Origin of the sequence: Amycolatopsis pittospori (genome assembly GCF_013870525.1) — a bacterium.
GTDB lineage: Bacteria > Actinomycetota > Actinomycetes > Mycobacteriales > Pseudonocardiaceae > Amycolatopsis > Amycolatopsis pittospori.
Map to the genome: position 1 here is coordinate 39,785 of NZ_JACBXD010000051.1, position 17,374 is coordinate 57,158.

General features: G+C 68.2%; 18 protein-coding genes. 11 read left to right on the forward strand and 7 right to left on the reverse strand.

Annotation, left to right across the window (positions count from 1 at the left end):
• Nucleotides 1-114 precede the first annotated feature (114 nt).
• Nucleotides 115-1,458, forward strand: coding sequence for a diaminopimelate decarboxylase (gene lysA / locus H5J31_RS25795; RefSeq protein ID WP_181775219.1), 1,344 nt, complete (start codon nt 115-117; stop codon nt 1,456-1,458).
• A 168-nt stretch (nt 1,459-1,626) separates the two neighbouring features.
• Nucleotides 1,627-2,121, forward strand: coding sequence for an Lrp/AsnC family transcriptional regulator (locus tag H5J31_RS25800; protein WP_181775220.1), 495 nt, complete (start codon nt 1,627-1,629; stop codon nt 2,119-2,121).
• Between the two features lie 80 nt (nt 2,122-2,201).
• Here H5J31_RS25800 and helR read toward each other — a convergent pair whose 3' ends face one another.
• A complete protein-coding gene (helR, locus tag H5J31_RS25805; RefSeq protein WP_268880662.1) occupies nt 2,202-4,406 on the reverse strand; it encodes an RNA polymerase recycling motor ATPase HelR in 2,205 nt (734 codons plus the stop codon).
• A gap of 180 nt (nt 4,407-4,586) precedes the next feature.
• Complete coding sequence (locus tag H5J31_RS25810; RefSeq protein ID WP_181775221.1) at nt 4,587-6,401, reverse strand: LamG-like jellyroll fold domain-containing protein; 1,815 nt, start codon at nt 6,399-6,401, stop codon at nt 4,587-4,589.
• Nucleotides 6,402-6,478: 77 nt separating this feature from the next.
• Between H5J31_RS25810 and H5J31_RS25815 the strand changes: the two genes are divergently transcribed.
• Nucleotides 6,479-7,039, forward strand: a complete 561-nt coding sequence (locus H5J31_RS25815; protein WP_181775222.1) for a hypothetical protein — start codon at nt 6,479-6,481, stop codon at nt 7,037-7,039.
• Nucleotides 7,040-7,067: 28 nt separating this feature from the next.
• Here the strand turns inward: H5J31_RS25815 and H5J31_RS25820 are convergent, their stop codons facing one another.
• Both H5J31_RS25820 and H5J31_RS25825 read right to left on the reverse strand, forming a co-directional pair.
• Nucleotides 7,068-7,541 (reverse strand): DUF6328 family protein, encoded by a 474-nt coding sequence (locus H5J31_RS25820; RefSeq protein WP_181775223.1) that lies wholly within the window; start codon nt 7,539-7,541, stop codon nt 7,068-7,070.
• Nucleotides 7,486-8,448: a DMT family transporter gene (locus H5J31_RS25825; protein ID WP_181775224.1), complete on the reverse strand. Its 963-nt coding sequence runs from the start codon at nt 8,446-8,448 to the stop codon at nt 7,486-7,488. The genes H5J31_RS25820 and H5J31_RS25825 overlap by 56 nt, the downstream gene beginning before the upstream one ends.
• A 139-nt stretch (nt 8,449-8,587) precedes the next feature.
• On the opposite strand from H5J31_RS25825, the gene H5J31_RS25830 reads away from it, so the two are divergent.
• Nucleotides 8,588-9,139, forward strand: a complete 552-nt coding sequence (locus H5J31_RS25830; protein ID WP_181775225.1) for a superoxide dismutase family protein — start codon at nt 8,588-8,590, stop codon at nt 9,137-9,139.
• Here H5J31_RS25830 and H5J31_RS25835 read toward each other — a convergent pair.
• Nucleotides 9,136-9,537 (reverse strand): TIGR03667 family PPOX class F420-dependent oxidoreductase, encoded by a 402-nt coding sequence (locus H5J31_RS25835; protein WP_181775226.1) that lies wholly within the window; start codon nt 9,535-9,537, stop codon nt 9,136-9,138. The genes H5J31_RS25830 and H5J31_RS25835 overlap by 4 nt on opposite strands.
• 44 nt (nt 9,538-9,581) lie before the next feature.
• The gene (locus tag H5J31_RS25840) at nt 9,582-11,591 is read right to left on the reverse strand and encodes a DUF2339 domain-containing protein (RefSeq protein ID WP_181775227.1); all 2,010 of its coding nucleotides are present in this window, start codon (nt 11,589-11,591) and stop codon (nt 9,582-9,584) included.
• Between the two features lie 484 nt (nt 11,592-12,075).
• Here H5J31_RS25840 and H5J31_RS25845 point away from each other — a divergent pair, with 484 nt between their 5' ends.
• The 3 genes from H5J31_RS25845 to H5J31_RS25855 all read left to right on the forward strand — a co-directional run bounded on the left by H5J31_RS25845 (nt 12,076) and on the right by H5J31_RS25855 (nt 14,208).
• Nucleotides 12,076-12,453 carry a HicB family toxin-antitoxin system gene (locus tag H5J31_RS25845; RefSeq protein WP_181775228.1) on the forward strand — a complete coding sequence of 126 codons (378 nt, stop codon included), beginning with the start codon at nt 12,076-12,078 and terminating at the stop codon, nt 12,451-12,453.
• 37 nt (nt 12,454-12,490) lie between these two features.
• Nucleotides 12,491-13,636, forward strand: coding sequence for a tRNA dihydrouridine synthase DusB (gene dusB, locus H5J31_RS25850; RefSeq protein ID WP_181775229.1), 1,146 nt, complete (start codon nt 12,491-12,493; stop codon nt 13,634-13,636).
• Nucleotides 13,637-13,716: 80 nt separating this feature from the next.
• Nucleotides 13,717-14,208: a DUF4232 domain-containing protein gene (locus H5J31_RS25855; protein ID WP_181775230.1), complete on the forward strand. Its 492-nt coding sequence runs from the start codon at nt 13,717-13,719 to the stop codon at nt 14,206-14,208.
• A 46-nt stretch (nt 14,209-14,254) separates the two neighbouring features.
• On the opposite strand, the gene H5J31_RS25860 is transcribed toward H5J31_RS25855, so the two are convergent.
• A complete protein-coding gene (locus tag H5J31_RS25860; protein ID WP_181775231.1) occupies nt 14,255-14,554 on the reverse strand; it encodes a DUF6355 family natural product biosynthesis protein in 300 nt (99 codons plus the stop codon).
• A gap of 119 nt (nt 14,555-14,673) precedes the next feature.
• Here H5J31_RS25860 and H5J31_RS25865 point away from each other — a divergent pair, with 119 nt between their 5' ends.
• The 4 genes from H5J31_RS25865 to H5J31_RS39615 form a co-directional block, all read left to right on the forward strand.
• On the forward strand, nt 14,674-15,507 hold the full coding sequence (locus H5J31_RS25865; protein WP_181775232.1) for an alpha/beta fold hydrolase: 834 nt from the start codon (nt 14,674-14,676) through the stop codon (nt 15,505-15,507).
• 67 nt (nt 15,508-15,574) lie between these two features.
• Nucleotides 15,575-16,177 carry an isopentenyl-diphosphate Delta-isomerase gene (gene idi / locus H5J31_RS25870; RefSeq protein ID WP_207898784.1) on the forward strand — a complete coding sequence of 201 codons (603 nt, stop codon included), beginning with the start codon at nt 15,575-15,577 and terminating at the stop codon, nt 16,175-16,177.
• 65 nt (nt 16,178-16,242) lie between these two features.
• A complete protein-coding gene (locus H5J31_RS25875) occupies nt 16,243-16,950 on the forward strand; it encodes a GGDEF domain-containing protein (RefSeq protein WP_181775234.1) in 708 nt (235 codons plus the stop codon).
• 218 nt (nt 16,951-17,168) lie between these two features.
• On the forward strand, nt 17,169-17,374 hold a 206-nt coding region (locus tag H5J31_RS39615), incomplete at its 3' end, for a hypothetical protein (RefSeq protein WP_207898787.1).

The following is a 17,374-nucleotide window of genomic DNA, read 5'->3' on the forward strand; positions in this document are numbered from 1 at the left end:
AACAACGCGTCAGCGAGAACCCTGAAGGCGTCAGGGAGGTGTTGGCGGAACGGCCGGGCCGGGTCGATCGGAGTTGTGCTGGCAGAGCACTGACCGATCGACGCGGAGGTAACCGTGACGCTCAGCGAGCTCCTGCCCAGCCTCGGTTGCGAGGCCGCCGACCATCTCGAACCCGGCGTCTGGCCCCGGAGCACCCGGCTCGGACCGGGCGGGGAACTGTTGTTCGCCGGCGCGCCGGTGTCCCACCTCGCCGCGAGGTTCGGGACACCGGCGTACTTGCTCGACGAGGACGAGGTCCGGCAGAACGCCCGCACCTACCGGCGGGCACTGCCGGACGCCGAAGTGGCGTACGCGAGCAAGGCGCTGTGCACCCGCGCCGTCCTGCGCTGGGTCGCCGAGGAAGGCCTCTCCCTCGACACCTGCTCGGCAGGCGAGATCGCCGTGGCGCGGTCGGTCGGCTTCCCCGCCGAGCGGATCCTGCTGCACGGCAACGCGAAGACCCCCGAAGACCTCAAGGCCGCGCTGTCCTACGGCGTCCGCCGGATCGTGGTGGACTCGCTCGACGAGATCGAGCAGCTCGGCGCGCTCGCCACCGGCGCGCAGCAGGTGCTGATCCGCGTGACGCCGGACGTCGCGGCGGGCACGCACGCGGCGATCACCACCGGGACCGAAGGGCAGAAGTTCGGGTTCTCGCTGCGCGAAGAGGTCCGCGACAACCTGGACCGCGCCGTCTCCGCCGTCCTCGCCCAGCCCGGTCTCCGCCTGGCCGGGCTGCACTGTCACATCGGCTCGCAGGTGTCGCGTGTGGACTTCTACGAACTGGCCGCCCGCAAGATGATCGGCGTCCTCGTCCGGCTCCGGGAGACTCACGGCATCACCCTGCGTGAGCTGGACCTCGGCGGTGGCCACGCCGTTCGCTATCTGCCCGGCGACACCGGTTTCGACATCGACGGCTACGTGCGTCGCCTACGTGTCGCGCTCGCCTACGAATGCACCTCGCACGGCTTCCCGCTGCCGAAGCTGACGATCGAACCCGGCCGCGCGATCGTCGGCCCGGCCGGTATCACCGTGTACCGGGTCTGCGCGGTGAAACGCGGCTCGCGCACGTTCGTCGCCGTCGACGGCGGCATGAGCGACAACGCCCGCCCCGCGCTCTACGGGGCCGCGTACACCGCGCGGCTGGTCGGCAGGCGCAGCCGTGCGGCACGCCGGCCGATGACGGTGGTCGGGCGGCACTGCGAATCGGGCGACGTCCTCGCCGACGGACTCGCACTGCCCGACGACGTCCACCCCGGCGATCTGCTCGCCGTGCCGTGCACGGGTGCCTATCACCACTCTCTCGCGTCGAACTACAACCTTGTCGGCAGGCCGCCCGTCGTCGGCGTCTCCCGGGGTACGGCGACCCTGCTCGTGAGGCGCGAAACCGAGGAGGACCTGCTGAAACGCGACCTCGGCTGATCCGCCTTCCGAAAACCTCGGCGCATGCGCCTCCGCTCGGCAGAATCCTTCGCAAGGAACCGTTGAGAAAGAGAATCGCGACAAACAACTTAACGGCGGTAGCATTCTGGACATTGATCGATACGCTGCGCGACAAGAATCGCATGCCGAAACAAAGGGAGGGACGGCATGGGTGACGAACCACGCGCGCAGATGGAGCAGCGCACACCTAGAGGTTTGGACAATACCGATCGCACTCTGATCGCCCTGTTGCAAGTCGACGGGCGGGCTTCGTTCACGGCGCTCGCCAAGGCCGTCGGCCTGTCGGAGGGCGCCGTGCGGCAGCGCGTCCAACGGCTGCTGCGGGACGAGACGATGCAGATCGTCGCGGTCACGGATCCGACGAACGTCGGACTCGGCCGCCAGGCGATGGTCGGGATCAAGGTCCAAGGCGATCCACGAGCGGTCTCCGACCAGCTCACCGGATTGCCGGACGTCCATTACGTCGTTCTCACGGCCGGAACCTACGACCTGCTCGCCGAGGTCGCCTGCCGGGACGACGAACACCTCTTGAGTGTGCTGAATGACGACATCCGGCCCATCCCGGGTGTCATCAGCACCGAGACCTTTGTGTACCTGAAGCTCGCAAAGCAGACATATGCCTGGGGCAACCTGACCCGATAACGCCCCCGGCCCAGTGACACGAACGGCCCGTTACTCGCGAAATTCGCGAGTAACGGGCCGTTCCTGTCACGACGGGAAGGCTAGACGCAGCGCAGGTACGCGTCCGGGGTTCGCCGCCTGGCGTCGAGGCCGCGGAGCACCCGGGGCAACGGGCCGCGGTGCAGGACACCGAGCCGCTGCGTCGCCCGCGTCAGCGCGACGTACAGCTCCGCCTCCCCGCTGGGCCCTTCCGCGAGGATCCGCTCCGGCTCCACCACCAGGACGGCGTCGTACTCCAGCCCCTTGGCCGCGGACGGCGCGATCGCACCCGGTACCCCCGGCGGCCCGATGACCACCGAGGTCCCCTCGCGTCCCGATTCCTCGCGGACGAACTCCGCGATGGCGTCCTCGATGTCCACTTCGGACAGTTGACGCGCCCACGGCCTTACGCCACAGGAACGTACCGAATCCGGTGGCACCGCATCCGGCTCGAAGCTCGCGAGCAGCGAGGCCGCCACCGTCATGATCTCCGACGGCGTCCGGTAGTTGACGGTCAGCTTCCGGTACACCCACCGGTCGGCGACGTACCGGGAGAGCATCACGTCCCACGACCGTGCGCCCGCCGGTGACCGGCGTTGCGCGAGATCCCCGACCACCGTGAACGACCGGCTGGGACAGCGCCGCATCAGTACCCGCCAGTCCATTTCGGACAGTTCCTGTGCCTCGTCGACCACGACGTGGCCGTAGGTCCATTCCCGGTCCGCGGCCGCGCGTTCGGCCAGATCCCGTTCATCGCGCTGGGCGAAACGGTCGGCCAGGTCCTCCGCCTTCAGCACGTCCGTCGGGCGGAGCGCGAACTCGTAGTCGTCGTGGTCCTCCTCGACCTCGATGAGTTCCAGGACGCGCTCCGCGTACTCCTTCTGCTCCAGCTGACGCCGTTCCTTCGCGAGGCGCTCGGCTGTGCGGTCCCAGCCGAGCAGCTCGACCGCCTCGTCCAGCAGCGGCACGTCCGACACCGTCCACGCCGCCGCGTCCTCGCGGTACAGCGCCGGATCCGCCCCGGCCGCCTTCAGCCGCTCCGGAGAGGCGTAGAGGTCGGCGAGCAGCCGCTGCGGTGTCAGCACCGGCCACAACCGGTCGAGCACCGTGCCGAGCACCACGCTGCCTTCGAGGTCGCGCCGGACGTTCTTCAGCATCTCCGGGCGGGTGTTCTTGTCGTCCTTCGGCAGCCAGCCCTCACCGATCAGGTCGACCGCTCGCACGGTGAGCGCCGTGATCACCTCGCGTTCGAAGACGGCCTTCGCCTCGTTGTGCAGCAGGCCGGTGTCCCTGGCCACCCGCCTCGCGGCCGCCGCGACCTCGGCGTCGAACGGCACGGTGACGTCGTCGAGTTCGATCCGCTCCGGTTCCGCGGGCAGTTCCTGCCGGTCCGTCACCGCCGCCGCGAGCACGTCCAGGATCGCCAGCGCGCCCTTGAGCCGCTGGACCTCGGGCGCGTCCTCACGTTCGGCGTGCAGGCCGGCGACGAGGCCGCCAGGCGTCGCGAAGACGGCACTGGTCTCGCCGAGCGACGGCAGGACGCGGCCGATGTGGTCGAGGAAGCCGCTGCTCGGCCCGACCACGAGCACACCGCGGCGCTCCATCCGCTCCCGTTTCGTGTACAGCAGATAGGCCACCCGGTGCAGCGCGACCGCCGTCTTGCCGGTGCCCGGGCCGCCCTCGACGACCACCACCCCCGGATGCTCCAGGCGGATGATCTCGTCCTGCTCGGCCTGGATCGTCGCGACGATGTCCCGCATACCCTCGCCACGCGGCGCGTTGACCGCGGCCAGCAGCGCCGCGTCGCCCCGTTCCTCACCCCATTCCGGACGCCCGAAGACCTCGTCGGTGAAATCGAGCACCTTGCGGCCGAGCGTGCGGAACTGCCGCCGCCTCGACATTCCTTCCGGCGATGCACCCGTCGCGCAATAGAACGCGCGCGACGCCGGCGCCCGCCAATCCAGCACCAGCGGTTCGTAGTCGTTCTCGTCGTCGAAAAGGCCGATCCGGCCGACGTACGCCCGTTCTCCCGAAAGGGCGTCCAAACGGCCGAAACAAAGACCCTCGTCGGCGATCTTCAGCCGGGCCATCTCCCGGGCCTTGGCGCCGACGGAGACTTCCCGGTCCGAGAGCGCGAACCCTTCTCCCCGCAGTGCACCGGCATACGCCTCGTTCACCCGTGCGCGTTCGGCGTCCAGCCGACCGTAGAGCGACGCGATGTACTCCCGTTCGGATCGCAATTCCTCGTCGTACCCCTGATTTGACAAGTTCCCCTCACAGCGTTTAGACTGCTAACAGGTTCGGCGTAGTGATCAGGCATTTTCCTGATTGCACGCCGATTTTTTATTGTCCACCACCTGTCAAGGGGAACCCGGTATTCCACCGGATACGACCGTGCGCGATAATGGGGACGAAGATCCACCATTACCGCGCACGATCAGGGCGACTCAACCGAGCATGAACTCGCGCGGATCCAGCGCCCTTCCCACCACGCGCACGTCACCCAGCCAGCCGTGGAAGGCCTGCTCGACGATCGAGTCGTAGGCGTAGGCACCGATCAGCCAAGGGCCACCGGGGTTCGCGATCCCCGACGCCGTCGTCTTCGGGTTCCGCAGCACCGGGCACCCGTCGACATACAACGTCGTCCGCCTGCCGTCGTTGACCGCGGCCACGTGGATCCACTCCCGTAGCGCCAGTTCGTGGCTCCAGCAGGTGGAGATCCCGTTCTGGTTCACCGGGAACACCGCCCACTGGAACGCCGCACCGTCCGAAAGGGACAGTGTCGCCGCGGGCTCGCCGGGATCGTCACCGGTCTTGCCCGCCTTGCCGCCGGAGCCCTGCCTGCCGAAGAGCGCGGCCCAGGAATGCTTGCCGTCCTTGAAATCCTCGGGCAGCTTCACGAACGCCTCGACCGTGTAACCGCGTGAGAACGTCTCCGCGTTCATCGGCGCGGAGTCCGCCGTGCGCAAGTACGCGCCGCGCGCCGGTTTCTTGCCGCCCTCGAACCGGAGACTCGACCTCGACGGCTGCCGCGAGGAGAACTCACCGGAGAACCGCAACGCCTCGTCGGGACCGCCGGGCAGGGTCACGCGGACCAGGTCGTTGCCCCGGCCGGACAGATCCCGGACACCGGAGACCGGCGCGCCGTCCCGCCCCTCGAACCGCCAGTACGCGACGGTTCCGCGGATCACCTGCCGCTCGGCGGGTCGGGCCGGCGGAACCGGGATCGGCGCGAACCCGGCGAACCTCGCGTCGAAGTCGACCTCCAGGCTGAAGTAGTCCGCCGGGCCGGTGCGCTCGATCTCCCGCCGCTGCAGCTCGTTCAGCCGCGGCGCCTGTCCGGCCAGCCACGGCGAGACGGTGCGGACGTCGATCACGTTCCGTGCGAGGTCGAACCGGTAGAGCCGGATCATCGCGCTGCCGCCGTAGTAGCGGTCCTGGTAGTTCGTGATGTGCAGGTGGACGTCGTGGCCGGCCTTGTTCTTCTTCACCGCGCGGCCTGGCGGCCAGTAGTGCCCGTTGAGTGTCAGGAAGATCTGGTCGTTCCCGTCGATCAGTTCGTCCCACACCTTCTGCCCGAACTCGGACAGCTGCGCCTGACCGGCCTCGTCGGCCCACACCAGTTCGTGGATGGTCAGGATCGCCGGGAGACGCGGATACCGCTCGAGCACCGACCGCGCCCAGTCCAGCCCGCCCGCGGACGGCCGCCAGTCCAGCGCCAGCAGCAGCCATTCGCGGCCGCCCGCACGGAACACGTGATGGCTGTTGTAGCCGTCCGGGCTCGCGCCGCGGAAGGTCCGCGAACCCCGTTGCCGTTGCGGGCCGAACGCGTCGAGGTACGGCGTGCGGCCACGCTGGTCGTCGGTCGAGGACTCGATGTCGTGGTTGCCCGCGAGCGTGCTGTACGGGAACCGGCGCCGGTCCAGGTGCTGGAAGGAACGGCTGATCTGGTCGAACTCGCCCTGCTGCCCGTTCTCGGTGAGGTCGCCCAGATGCGCGAGGAAGACGATGTTCTCGTCGCCGCCGGTGACGTACCGCAGCGTGGCGTCCAACGGCGCGGGGTCGCCGCGGTCGGCGTCGAAGAGGTACTGGGTGTCGGGCAGGACCGCGAGGGTGAAGCGGCCGTCTTCGGCGTCCGGGCCGTGATGGCCGAGGGTCGCCGAAGCCGCCGGGGCACCGAGCGCGGGCAACGCGGACACCGCCGCACCGGCGCCGAGCAGGCCGGCGCCGCGCAGGAAGGTCCGTCTGGAGGAGTCGTTCACGGCCGAAACCTACGGTCGCGGAGGCAACGTGTCCCGAACCGCGGGTGAACACTTGCCCCGCTCGGTAACTTCGTCTCATGGGGGAAACCGAAGCGCCCGTACGGGTCAAGCGGTGGCCGGTGCTCGCCGCCGTCGGTGTGGTGGTGGCCGCGGCCGCCTGGTGGATCGTGGACGAGATGCCGACGGTGGACGACGCCGTCGTGCGCGACGCGCTGCCGTCGATCGACGAGCACCTTCGAGGCAACACCTGGACCGGCGTACTCGCCGATTCCGGCCTGTCCGGCGTCCGCTGGGTGTGCACGCGGAAGGTGATCGAGACCCGGCCGGACGGTGACAGGGTCAAGGTCGGCCTGGTCGCGAACTGCGACGAGATCGCGCCGCAGGGCGGCGGGCTCGTCACGGGCAGCGGATTCCGGCAGCCGATGGTCTACCTCGTCGAACACGCCCGAGACGGCTACCGCGTGCTCGACCGGGAACTCGCGAAGGACGGTGCGGCCTACTCGCCGTCGGTCAAGGCGATGTTCTCGTGGATGGGCGCCCGGCGCGTACTCGACGGCCCGGGTCCGGACGACCCGGCGACGATCGCGCCCGCCGCGTTCGGCATGCCGGAGGGCACTCCCGTCCGCGCCTGGCGCTAGTCAGCGTCGTCGCTAGTCAGTGTCGTCGCTAGTCAGTGTCGTCGTCGTCGCGGACGATCCGTTTCGGTACGACGAACCACATCACGACGAACAGCAGTCCCGACACCACGCCGAGGACCACCATCGCGGCCGGGCCGAAGACGACCTTCGCGATGAGCGCGACGGTCGTCGTGATCGCGGCGGCGAGGCAACCGAGTCCGATGAGGACGGACCGGTTGCCGACGGTGAGGATCCGCTCACGATTCCCGGTGCGGAACAGCAACCGGTGCCACGCGGCCGGCGCCGTCAGCAGCACCGTCGAGGTCACGGTGAGCAGGACCGCCGTCAGGTGAACGGACTTCTCGAAGCCGCTCGCCTCGTGGAACTCGTCGGTGAAGACCACCGTGAGCAGGAAACCGAAGAGGATCTGGACCCCGGCTTGAGCGACCCGGAGCTCTTGCAGGAGCTCATTGACGTTGCGGGTCAGGCGTTCGTTCTTCGTCTCTCCGGTGTGCTCGACCACTGGGCGGCTCCAAGACCATCGGTTGACGCCTGACTTTTTCATGCCAGCCGAGCGAAGTCACCGAGACGACCACGACGGCGAGGCCCAGCCACTGGGTACCCGACAAATCGGCGTTCAAGCACAATACGCCGATAATCGCCGCCGTGACGGGAAAAGCCAGCTCCGCCAAGGTCGCCCTGGCCGCCGGGGTCGACCGCAGACCGAGGTAGTAGAGGCTCAACGCCAGCAAACCCGGTACCAGCGCGAGAAGTCCGAGTCCGAGCGCGTTGTCCCAGCCGACCGCGAACGCGCCGCCCTGGAACGCCACGATCCCCGCCGCGACCGGAAGGCCGACGGTGAACCGGAGCGTGGTCACCTCCTTCGGCGCGAGTTCGGTGGACAGCAACCGTCCGAGCACCGTGCCCGCCGCCCACAACGCGGCGGCCCCGATCGCGAGCAGCGCCGCCTTCGCCGCGGCGAGCTGGATGTTCAGCGGATCCTTGAACGCCAGCAGCCAAGCGCCCAGCAGAGCCGGGATCGCGAAGAAGGCGTATCCGGCACGCACCCGCTCACTGAGGACGAAGAACGCCGCGAGGACCGCGAACACCGGCTGGAGTTTCTGCAGCACCAACGGAGTCACCGGATCGCCCAGTTTGAAGGCGGCGGTGAACATCGCCGTCGCCAGCGCGGACGACCCGCCGCCGATCGCGAGCACGGCCAGCCATTCCCGCGGGCCGCACCGGCGCAGCGCCCGGAACGCGCCCGGGATGAGCGGGCTCAGCACGAGCACCACGAGCAGGTGCTCCCAGAAGACGACCGTGGCCGCCGGGAGCGCCTCGGCGAGCGGGAGACGCAGAAGTCCGTCGGTGCCCCAGAGCGCCGCGGCGACCGCGACCAGCCAGGTGCGATCCGGAGGGTTGGTGCTCACTTGACCCGCAATCCATGCCACACCACCGCCCGCAGGGACGGTATGGAAGGCACTTATAGTTCCATCGGTTTGAAATTCCTACACCCGTTCGAGTGGTCGTTCTGGCGGGACCGCCGTCGCGCAGGCTAGGCAGAAGGACATGCGCCCCGTCCCCGCACTCGCCCTCGCTCTGTCCGCCGCCGCCCTGGCCGTCACCGCCGGCTCCGCGTCGGCCGCCCCCACTCCCGGATCCCGGGTACACGTCATCACCGCCAAGAGCGGCCTTACCAGCTACAAACCGGAGTTGGTCCCACCCGGCGCCCGCGCGCACGTCTTCGGGCTCACCTCGAAGGCCTCCGGAACCTCGGTCGCGGTCCTCGTGACCGGTCTGCTGCCCGGCCGCGAATACGGCGCGCACGCGCATACGAACCCCTGTGGTGCCACCGGAGACCTCGCCGGCCCGCACTACCAGAACGTCGAAGACCCGGTGAAGCCGTCGGTGGATCCGGCCTATGCCAACCCCCGCAACGAGATCTGGCTGGACCTCACCGCCGACGCCACCGGCCGCGGCGTCGCCGTGTCCAAAGTGGACTGGACGTTCGGCGCGCGGCGGGCGAACTCGATCGTGATCCACGAAACGCATACGCACACCGACCCCGGCCACGCCGGGACCGCGGGAGCCCGGCTGGCCTGCGTGACCGTCGGGTTCTAGAACCCCCAGGTGCGTTCCGGCCGGATCCTGATGCGGACGTTGTACTCCCGGTCGAACTTCGGGGTGTCGTAGTCGATCGCCGGATAGTCCTCTTCGTACTTGGCGAGGAAACCCGGCTGCTCCGAAGCGACACCGTCCGGCAGGATCTCGGCCTTGCCGCCGAGCACCAGGATCGAGCCGCCGTGCTCGTCACTGTTGAAGTGGAGGCTGACTTCGGGGTTCGCCTCGATGTGCCGGGTCTTGGCGGTGTCGGGCTGGCTGAAGACGATGACGTCGTCGCCGTCGAGCACGAACCACACCGGGCGGGGAGAAGGCCTGCCCTTCGGGCTGATCGTGGTCAGCCAGGCGACCTTCTCCTTCGCCCGTTCGGCCAGCCGCGGGTCGGGTTGATAGCTCATGAAAGCGACCAACCACGACCCGCGGGTTTTTCTTCCTGTCCTGCTCAGCGAGACGCGACGAGCTTCGCGTAGCGGGTCCCAGCGCCCAGGAGCACCAGGCCGGCCAGGAGGAAGGCCGCGACCCGGGCCAGGCCGTCGAGCGCGCCGAGGTCGAACAGGACCAGCTTCAGCACCGCCGCGCCGACCAGCACCAGACCGATCACGCGCAGGCCGACCACCGAGATACCTCGGATGAGGAGGATGAGCGCGGCGACCGTCCAGGACACCGTGATCACCACGTGCCCGAGCAGGAAGCCCGAGCGGCCCGGGACGGCCAGCAGGGCGCCGCACAGGACCAGCGCACCCGCGCCGTAGAGGGCGCAGACGCCGGCGAAGAGCCACGGCACCAGGTTCTCCGACGCCGCCTTGAACAGTCCGAGCCGGTGCGCGACCCACGGAAGCGTGATCGAGACGGCCAGGATCGCGACGGCCACCAGCAAGGCGGCGGCGAGGTCGGCGTCCGGACGGTTCTTGACCAGGAAGAAGAGCGTCGGCGGCACGTCGAAGACCAGCGCGATGATCCCGCCGATGACCGCGAAGCCCAGCCCACCGAAGAGCGCGACGTGCTTCTTCGTCCACAGCGCGACCAGTGCCAGCAAGACACCTTCGCCGAGCAGGATCGCCGACTGGGCGCTGCCGTCGAAGAGCGTCATCGTCGTCTGAAGGGCCGCGAGGAGACCCGCGGCACCCGCGAGTTCACCCGTCCAGCCGTCGAGCCACTGCCCGGCCGCCCATACCGCGAGGAGCACCAGCGCCACCGAAGCGGTGACGATCACGGCCGACGTCTTCGGCAGGAACAAGGCGGCGAGCAGCGACGGCAACGGCGCGACACCGAGCAGGGCGAGCGCGGCGGCGTCCTTGGTCCGTTTGGTGGTGACGAGCACGGCGAGCACGAGACCGGCACCGCTCGCGGCCAGCGCGGCGGCGGTGTTCGCGGTGCTGCCGCCGAGACCGGCGAACGCGGTGCTGAAGACCGACGCGACCAGCGGCGGGATCCCCGCGGCGACCGCGACCGACGGCCACGACTGACGCAACTGCACCGGCGTCGAGGCGACCTGGACCACCAGCAGGAACGCGACCAGTTCCGGCTTGAAACCCTGCGTGATCAGCGGAGCGCACACCACACAACCGAGCACGACGGCCGTCGCGAGCAGCGACGACTTCCACCGCACGGCCAGCAACAGCCCGCCGACCGCGATCAGCAACCCGAGCGCGAGACCGGCGTAGGCCGGGAGGAACTCGTACATCGTCGTCGCGGCGATCGCGTCGAGGTACAACGTCCCGATGCCGGTCGCCGCGAGTGCGAACGCACCCGTGCGGCCCGCCGGCGTGCGGTGCAGCCGGAGCCCGATCCCGACCAGCGCCAGCCCGAGCACGGCGCCGCCGATCACCCTCGGCCCCGGACCGAACCAGCCGCGCTGGATCGCCAGGACGAGGAACAACACGATGCCGAGCAACGTGACCGCGCCACCGATCCAGGCCAGCAGCCTGCTGCCCGCGCCTTCCTTGCTCAGCTTCTGGGCGAGCGTCACCTTGGGGACGGGCCGGTACGGCTGGTGAGGCTGCTGCGGCGGCCCCGGCTGCTGGTACTGCTGCTGATATCCCTGGCGATAGTGCTGCTGGTACTGCTGCCATTGCCGCTGCGCCTGGGCTTGGGCTTGGGCGTACTGGGCCTGCTGGTACTGGGCGTGCTGGGGGTACGGGTACGCCTGCTGCGGCTGGGCCTGCGGCGGTGGGGTCTGCTGCGGGATCTGGGGTGTCGGCTGCTGGGCCTGCGGCTGCTGCTCGGCCTGCGGCTGCGTCGGCTGCTCGGCGGTCGGCAGCGGCGCCTCCTGAGCGGCGGTCTCCGGCCGCGCTTCGGGTGCCTGCTGAGGCGCTTCGGCCTGCGCGGGCGCCGCGTCGGCCTGGACGGTCCGCAGCTCGGTCCCGACCCGCGCGAGGCGGGCCCCAAGATCGTCGATCTCCCCGGCGAGCCTGAGGAGCACATCCCCATCGGTGGTCATGGCGAACAGCATGGATCCTTCCGGCCCCAGTCGGATCCGTAGCACTACTCAATCGTGATGACGATGTGGTCGCGACCTGCAAGATCATCACCGCTGGGACCGGTTCCGGCGCTCCTCCGAGCATGAATGGACGGGATGGGTGAGCGCGTGATCACTGTGTGGATTTCGGGACATCTGACGTCCCGAAATCCACACAGTCGCTCCCTACGAGGTCGTCTTCTTGGCCGCGTAGACGCGGAGCGCCCTTAGAAGATCCATTTCGCGAACCGTCTAGCCCGGCATTGACGGTTGCGTCTACCCAACCCTAGACATAAGCTGGTGAAGAGACGAGAAGTCATCAAGAAGATCGCGGTCGCCGCCAGGAGACAACATGCGGTGTGGGCCTTGGAGCGCGAAGGCGCCAACCCATTCCGCGCCATACCGAGTTGGGGGAGATCTTCGCCGTTGACATCTTCAAGGAGTGCGAGGACGTCCTCGGGAAAGGATGGTGGAGGAAGTGAAGACCTACCACGCCGAAGTCACCCGTGACGGCAGGTTTTGGCTCGTCCGCGTTCGCGAGATCGACCGCTCGACCCAGGCTCTCCGCTACAAGGACGTCGTGACGATGGCGAGTGAGCTCATCGAGATCATGGAGGACGTCCGCGGCGACGAGTACGACCTTCACCTCGAAGTGCACCTGCCGAATTCGGTGACGGATCATCAGGCGCGCGCCGAAGTCCTGCGCGAGGAGGCTCAGCGCAAGCAAGCCGAGGCGGCGGCCGAACATCGCGCGGCGGTGCAGGAGCTCCTCGCACTCGGAGTCTCGCAGCGCGAAGCGGGCGAGGTTCTCGGAATGTCGTTCCAGCGCGTCAGCCAGTTGGCGAAGTCGTCCTGACCGGCCCACCTGCGAGTGACAGACACCACAGGCGACAATGGAGGACGTGACAGCCACCCTGAGCAAGCCCAGCCTGAAGATCGGCCCCTACGAGGTCGATCCCCCGGTCGTGCTCGCTCCGATGGCCGGCATCACCAACGTCGCCTTCCGGCAGCTGTGCCAGGAGTACGGCGCGGGCATCTACGTCTGCGAGATGATCACCGCCCGCGCGGTGGTCGAACGCCACCCCGGCACGATGCACATGATGACCTTCGGCGAGAACGAAAAGCCCAGGTCCATGCAGCTTTACGGGGTCGATCCCAAGACGATGGCCGAAGCCGTCCGCATCATCACCGGTGAAGGTCTCGCCGACCATATCGACAGCAACTTCGGCTGCCCGGTGGCGAAGGTGACGCGCAAGGGCGGCGGGGCGGCGTTGCCGTTCAAGCGGAAGCTGTTCGCCGACATCGTGCGCGAGTCGGCGAAGGCGGCGGCCGAGGCGGGCGTGCCGTTCACGGTCAAGTTCCGCGTGGGCATCGACGACGACCACCTGACCTATCTCGACGCCGGGCGTATCGCGGAGGCGGAGGGGGCGGCCGCGGTCAGTCTGCACGCGCGCACCGCCGCGCAGCGGTACTCCGGTCAGGCCGACTGGACGAAGATCGCGGCGCTCAAGGAGGCCGTCACCAGCATCCCGGTCCTCGGCAACGGCGACATCTTCTCGGCCGAAGACGCGCTGCGCATGGTCGACGAGACCGGCTGCGACGGCGTCGTGGTCGGACGCGGCTGCCTGGGCAGGCCGTGGTTGTTCGGTGAGCTGGAAGCCGCCTTCGCCGGGCGCCCGCAGCCCACGCCGCCGAACCTCGGCGAGGTCGCGAAGGTCCTGCGCCGCCACACCGAACTGCTCGTCGAGCACGACGGCCACGACAAGGCCATGCGCGACATCCGCAAGCATATGGCCTGGTATTTCATGGGCTTCCCGGTCGGCTCGGAACTGCGCCGCGGCTTCGCGATGCTCTCCAGCCTGACCCAGCTGGACGACCTCATCGCGCAGCTCGACCACGACGCGCCGTTCCCGAGCGCCGCGACCGGGCCGCGTGGGCGGCAGGGTTCGCCGGGCAAGGTCACGTTGCCGCACGGCTGGCTCGACGACCCGGACGACGACTGCGTCCCCGAAGCCGAGGACATGCACTCCGGCGGGTAAGCCGTTTCCGGCGAAGAACAACTTCGCCGCCGGTCCCGCGTCTTCTTCCGAGAGGAAGACGAAAGGGGATCGAAATCCACATGACGACAACCACGCGCCGTTTCCTGGGTGGGGTGGCCGCCGCGGCCGCCACGTGCGCCTTGTTCGCCGTGCCCGCGACGGCGGCCGAAGTCTCGCCATGCGAGGCGAGCGACCTGTCCTACACGTTCGGACCGGTCGAGGCGGCCCTCGGCCACCGCTACGCGGATCTGAAGATCAGCCTGACGGACGGAAGCTGTTCTCTGCGGGGAGCGCCGTCCGACGTCACGTTCCTCGACGAGGAAGGCACGTCCCTCGGCACGGAACCACGCTACGAAGGCACTGAAACGCCGTACACGGTCTTGACCGCCGAGCAGCCCGCCGTCATCCATCTGCATTGGACGGTGGAGCACGGCTGGGAAGGCGGAGTCGTCCCGTCCGCGGTTTCCCTGAAACTGCCGGGATTCCCCGAAAGCACCGTGGTCGACTGGCCGGAGACGGAACTGATCGGCAACGTCCTCCGCTACACCGCGGTGGAACCGGCGACGGCCTGACCGAAAACGCTCCCGCCGGAAGATCCGGCGGGAGCGTTCGGACAGATCAGCAAGGGCTGTACTTGGCCCAGGCGTCATAGATCATCGGCCAGTCACCGAGCGGGATGATTCCGCCGGCGACGCATTGGTCGTGGTCTCGGATCCACGGCGGGGCGAGGTTCTCGTTGACCTCGACCCGGAGCATCACGGACGTGGCCCCGCCGCAGTGTCCGTAGAGCGCTTGGCCGTGTTCCGCGTAGAAGCCGCACGGGTAGGCGGCCGCCGGAGCGACCGTCACGGCGGAAACGCTCGCGGCCGTCGCCATCGTGGCCACGGCCAGCGCCAAGGCGCGAGCTGGTTTGCGCATGATTCTCCCCAGGTGATCGGATTCTTTGCTCCGAAGTGTCACTTCGTCATCGCGGGGCGGCAAGGTATTTCAAGGCTGCTTGAAACCGCCGCGAAAGCTCACAACGTAAAGTGCGGATCGTGATCGAGCAGCTGAGCATTCCCACCGAAGCCGGTTCCTTCGACGCCATCGCGGCGGGCCCCGAAGACGGCCGTCCGGTCCTGCTGCTGCACGGGTTTCCCGAAGCGGCGGTCGAATGGGAGCACCAGGTCGCGACGCTCGGCGTACTCGGTTATCGCGCGGTGGCACCGGATCAGCGCGGGTACTCGCCGGACGTCCGGCCGGAACAGGCGTCCGAGTACACCATCGACCACCTCGTGGGCGACGTCATCGCGATCGCGGATCGCTTGGGGTGGAAGGAATTCGACCTCGTCGGACATGACTGGGGCGGTGCGGTGGCGTGGTGGACGGCCGACGCGCATCCGACCAGGCTCCGCAGCCTCGCCGTCATTTCGACGCCGCATCCGGCCGCACTCGCGGAGGCCATGAAGACCGACGAGGACCAGCACCTCCGTTCGGGGTACATGACCGAATGGCGGCAGACCCGCGTCACCGAACGGCGGATGCTCGAGAACGACGCCGACGCGTTGCGGCGCATATTCGACTGGAAGGTGTCGCCGAGCAAGATCGACGAGTACGTCCGGCGACTGTCCGAACCGGGCGCGCTGACCGCCGCGCTCAACTGGTACCGCGCCGGCCGTCCCGGCGGGAAGATCGGGCCGATCGAGGTGCCGACGCTCTACATCTGGAGCACCGAGGACGCCGCCTTCGGTTCGACGGCCGCGCTCGACACCGGGAACCGGGTCACCGGCCCGTACCGCTTCGAAATGATCGAGGACGTCTCCCACTGGGTGGTGGAAGAGGCGCCCGAGGCCGTCACTTCTTTGCTCGTCGAGCACCTTTCGTCCCTCTAACAGGGGTAACTCTGGTCGCGGTACCGGTTACAGCGAGCCGTGTAGTTCAGTGGGTCCGGTGAACAACATGACCGAAGTGGACACCGAACGCATCGTCTATGTGACCGAGGACGGTGTGCCGACCGGGGAGACCGCGCCCAAACTGGCGAGCCACCACGAGAACACCCGACTGCACCTGGCGTTCTCCTGTTACCTGCTGCGCCGCAGTGACCAGGCCCTGCTGATCACCAGCCGCGCCGCGTCCAAAAAGGTGTGGCCGCGGGTATGGACCAACAGTGTCTGCGGGCATCCCGCGCCGGGGGAACCGATCGAAGAGGCCGTCCGGCGCCGCTCCGCGTTCGAACTCGGTCTGCCCCGGTTGGACGGACTCCGCTGCGTCCTTCCGGCGTACCGCTATCGGACGCCGCCGTTCGAGGGCATCGTCGAGAACGAGTTCTGCCCGGTCTTCGTCGCCTGGGTCGACGAAGATCCGCTGCCGCATCCCGACGAGGTGGGCGAGTGGCGCTGGATCGACTGGAATGATTACGCACTGTTGCTGAATGACGATGTGACTGACGTGAGTTACTGGGCAAAGGATCAGTTTGCGCAGCTCAAAGACGTCGAGCCGTTTTCAGCCTTACAGAACGGGACTTCGGTGCGTGACAAAGGTACGGAACCGTCGTCCACTTGAGCGATATTCACTTCCGACCGTACCGATACCTCAAGAGATCCCTCCTTTACGACGAAAACCAATTCGTGGCGGAGGTGAGCGTGGTAGCCGACGACGAGGCCGCGCTCCCACCGGGCGCGCCGGGTACCGATCTGCTCAGCCTCCACGAATCCATCGCCGGGGTGCTCGCCACCCAAGGTGACTGGCGGCGCGCGTACCACCACCTGAAATCCGCCTTCGACCTCGCCCGCGCCGGCAGCCTGCGGGACACGCTGACGTCCAGCTTCAACCGCCGCTACCTCGACCAGTGGCTGCACGGCCCGGACTTCGAACGGGTAAGCGAGCCGGGACTCGCGATCGCGCTGGTCGACCTGGACCTGTTCAAAGAGGTCAACGACACTTTCGGGCATCTGGTCGGCGACCGGGTGCTTCGGGAGGTCGCCGACCTGCTGCAACAGGGACTGCCGGCCGAGGCGTTCTGTGCCCGCTACGGCGGCGAGGAGTTCGCGCTCGTCATCCCGGACGTCGACGCCGCGCGGGCGGTGCGGATCGCCGACACCGCCCGCGTCCGGGTGGCCCGCCATCCGTGGACCCGGATCCGGACCGGCCTGTCGGTGACGATCAGCGTGGGACTCGCGCACGAGAACGGCTCCGAGCCGATGAAACCGGAACGGCAGTTGCGCCGCGCAGACGCTTTGTTGTATATGGCGAAACGGGCAGGCCGGAACAAAGTGGCCTATCGCGAAAAGGAATCGTCGCAGGTGATTCCCCGTTCCGGCCCGACCGCGGGCTAAGTCACGGCTAAGTCACCCACTCGGTTATCGCCACACTCTACGTAGCGGTTTCACTCCTTTTAACGCAGCTTTAACTCGGACCGCTCACCCGATCGCATGGACCGCTCGGCGCTTCTCGGTACCTTGGGTGAAGAAAATTCCGGGATGGTTGTCGTAACGAACCAGAGGTGTCCGTACGATAACGAAAAAGCTACGACCATGACTGGAGAGGAGACCGAGTGCCCGACGAGCACCACAACCCGGGGACCGGTCGCCACGGCAACAAGGACGGAAGCGCCGGTGAACGCGGCCGCAGGGGTCGCCGCCGGTCGATGGACACTCACGGCGGGATCAGCGTTTCCGACGTCGTCGCACGTCATACGGGTGAACGGCCCGTCTTCGACCCGAGTGCAGACGCACCGGCGCCGCCGCCCCGCCGTCTCCG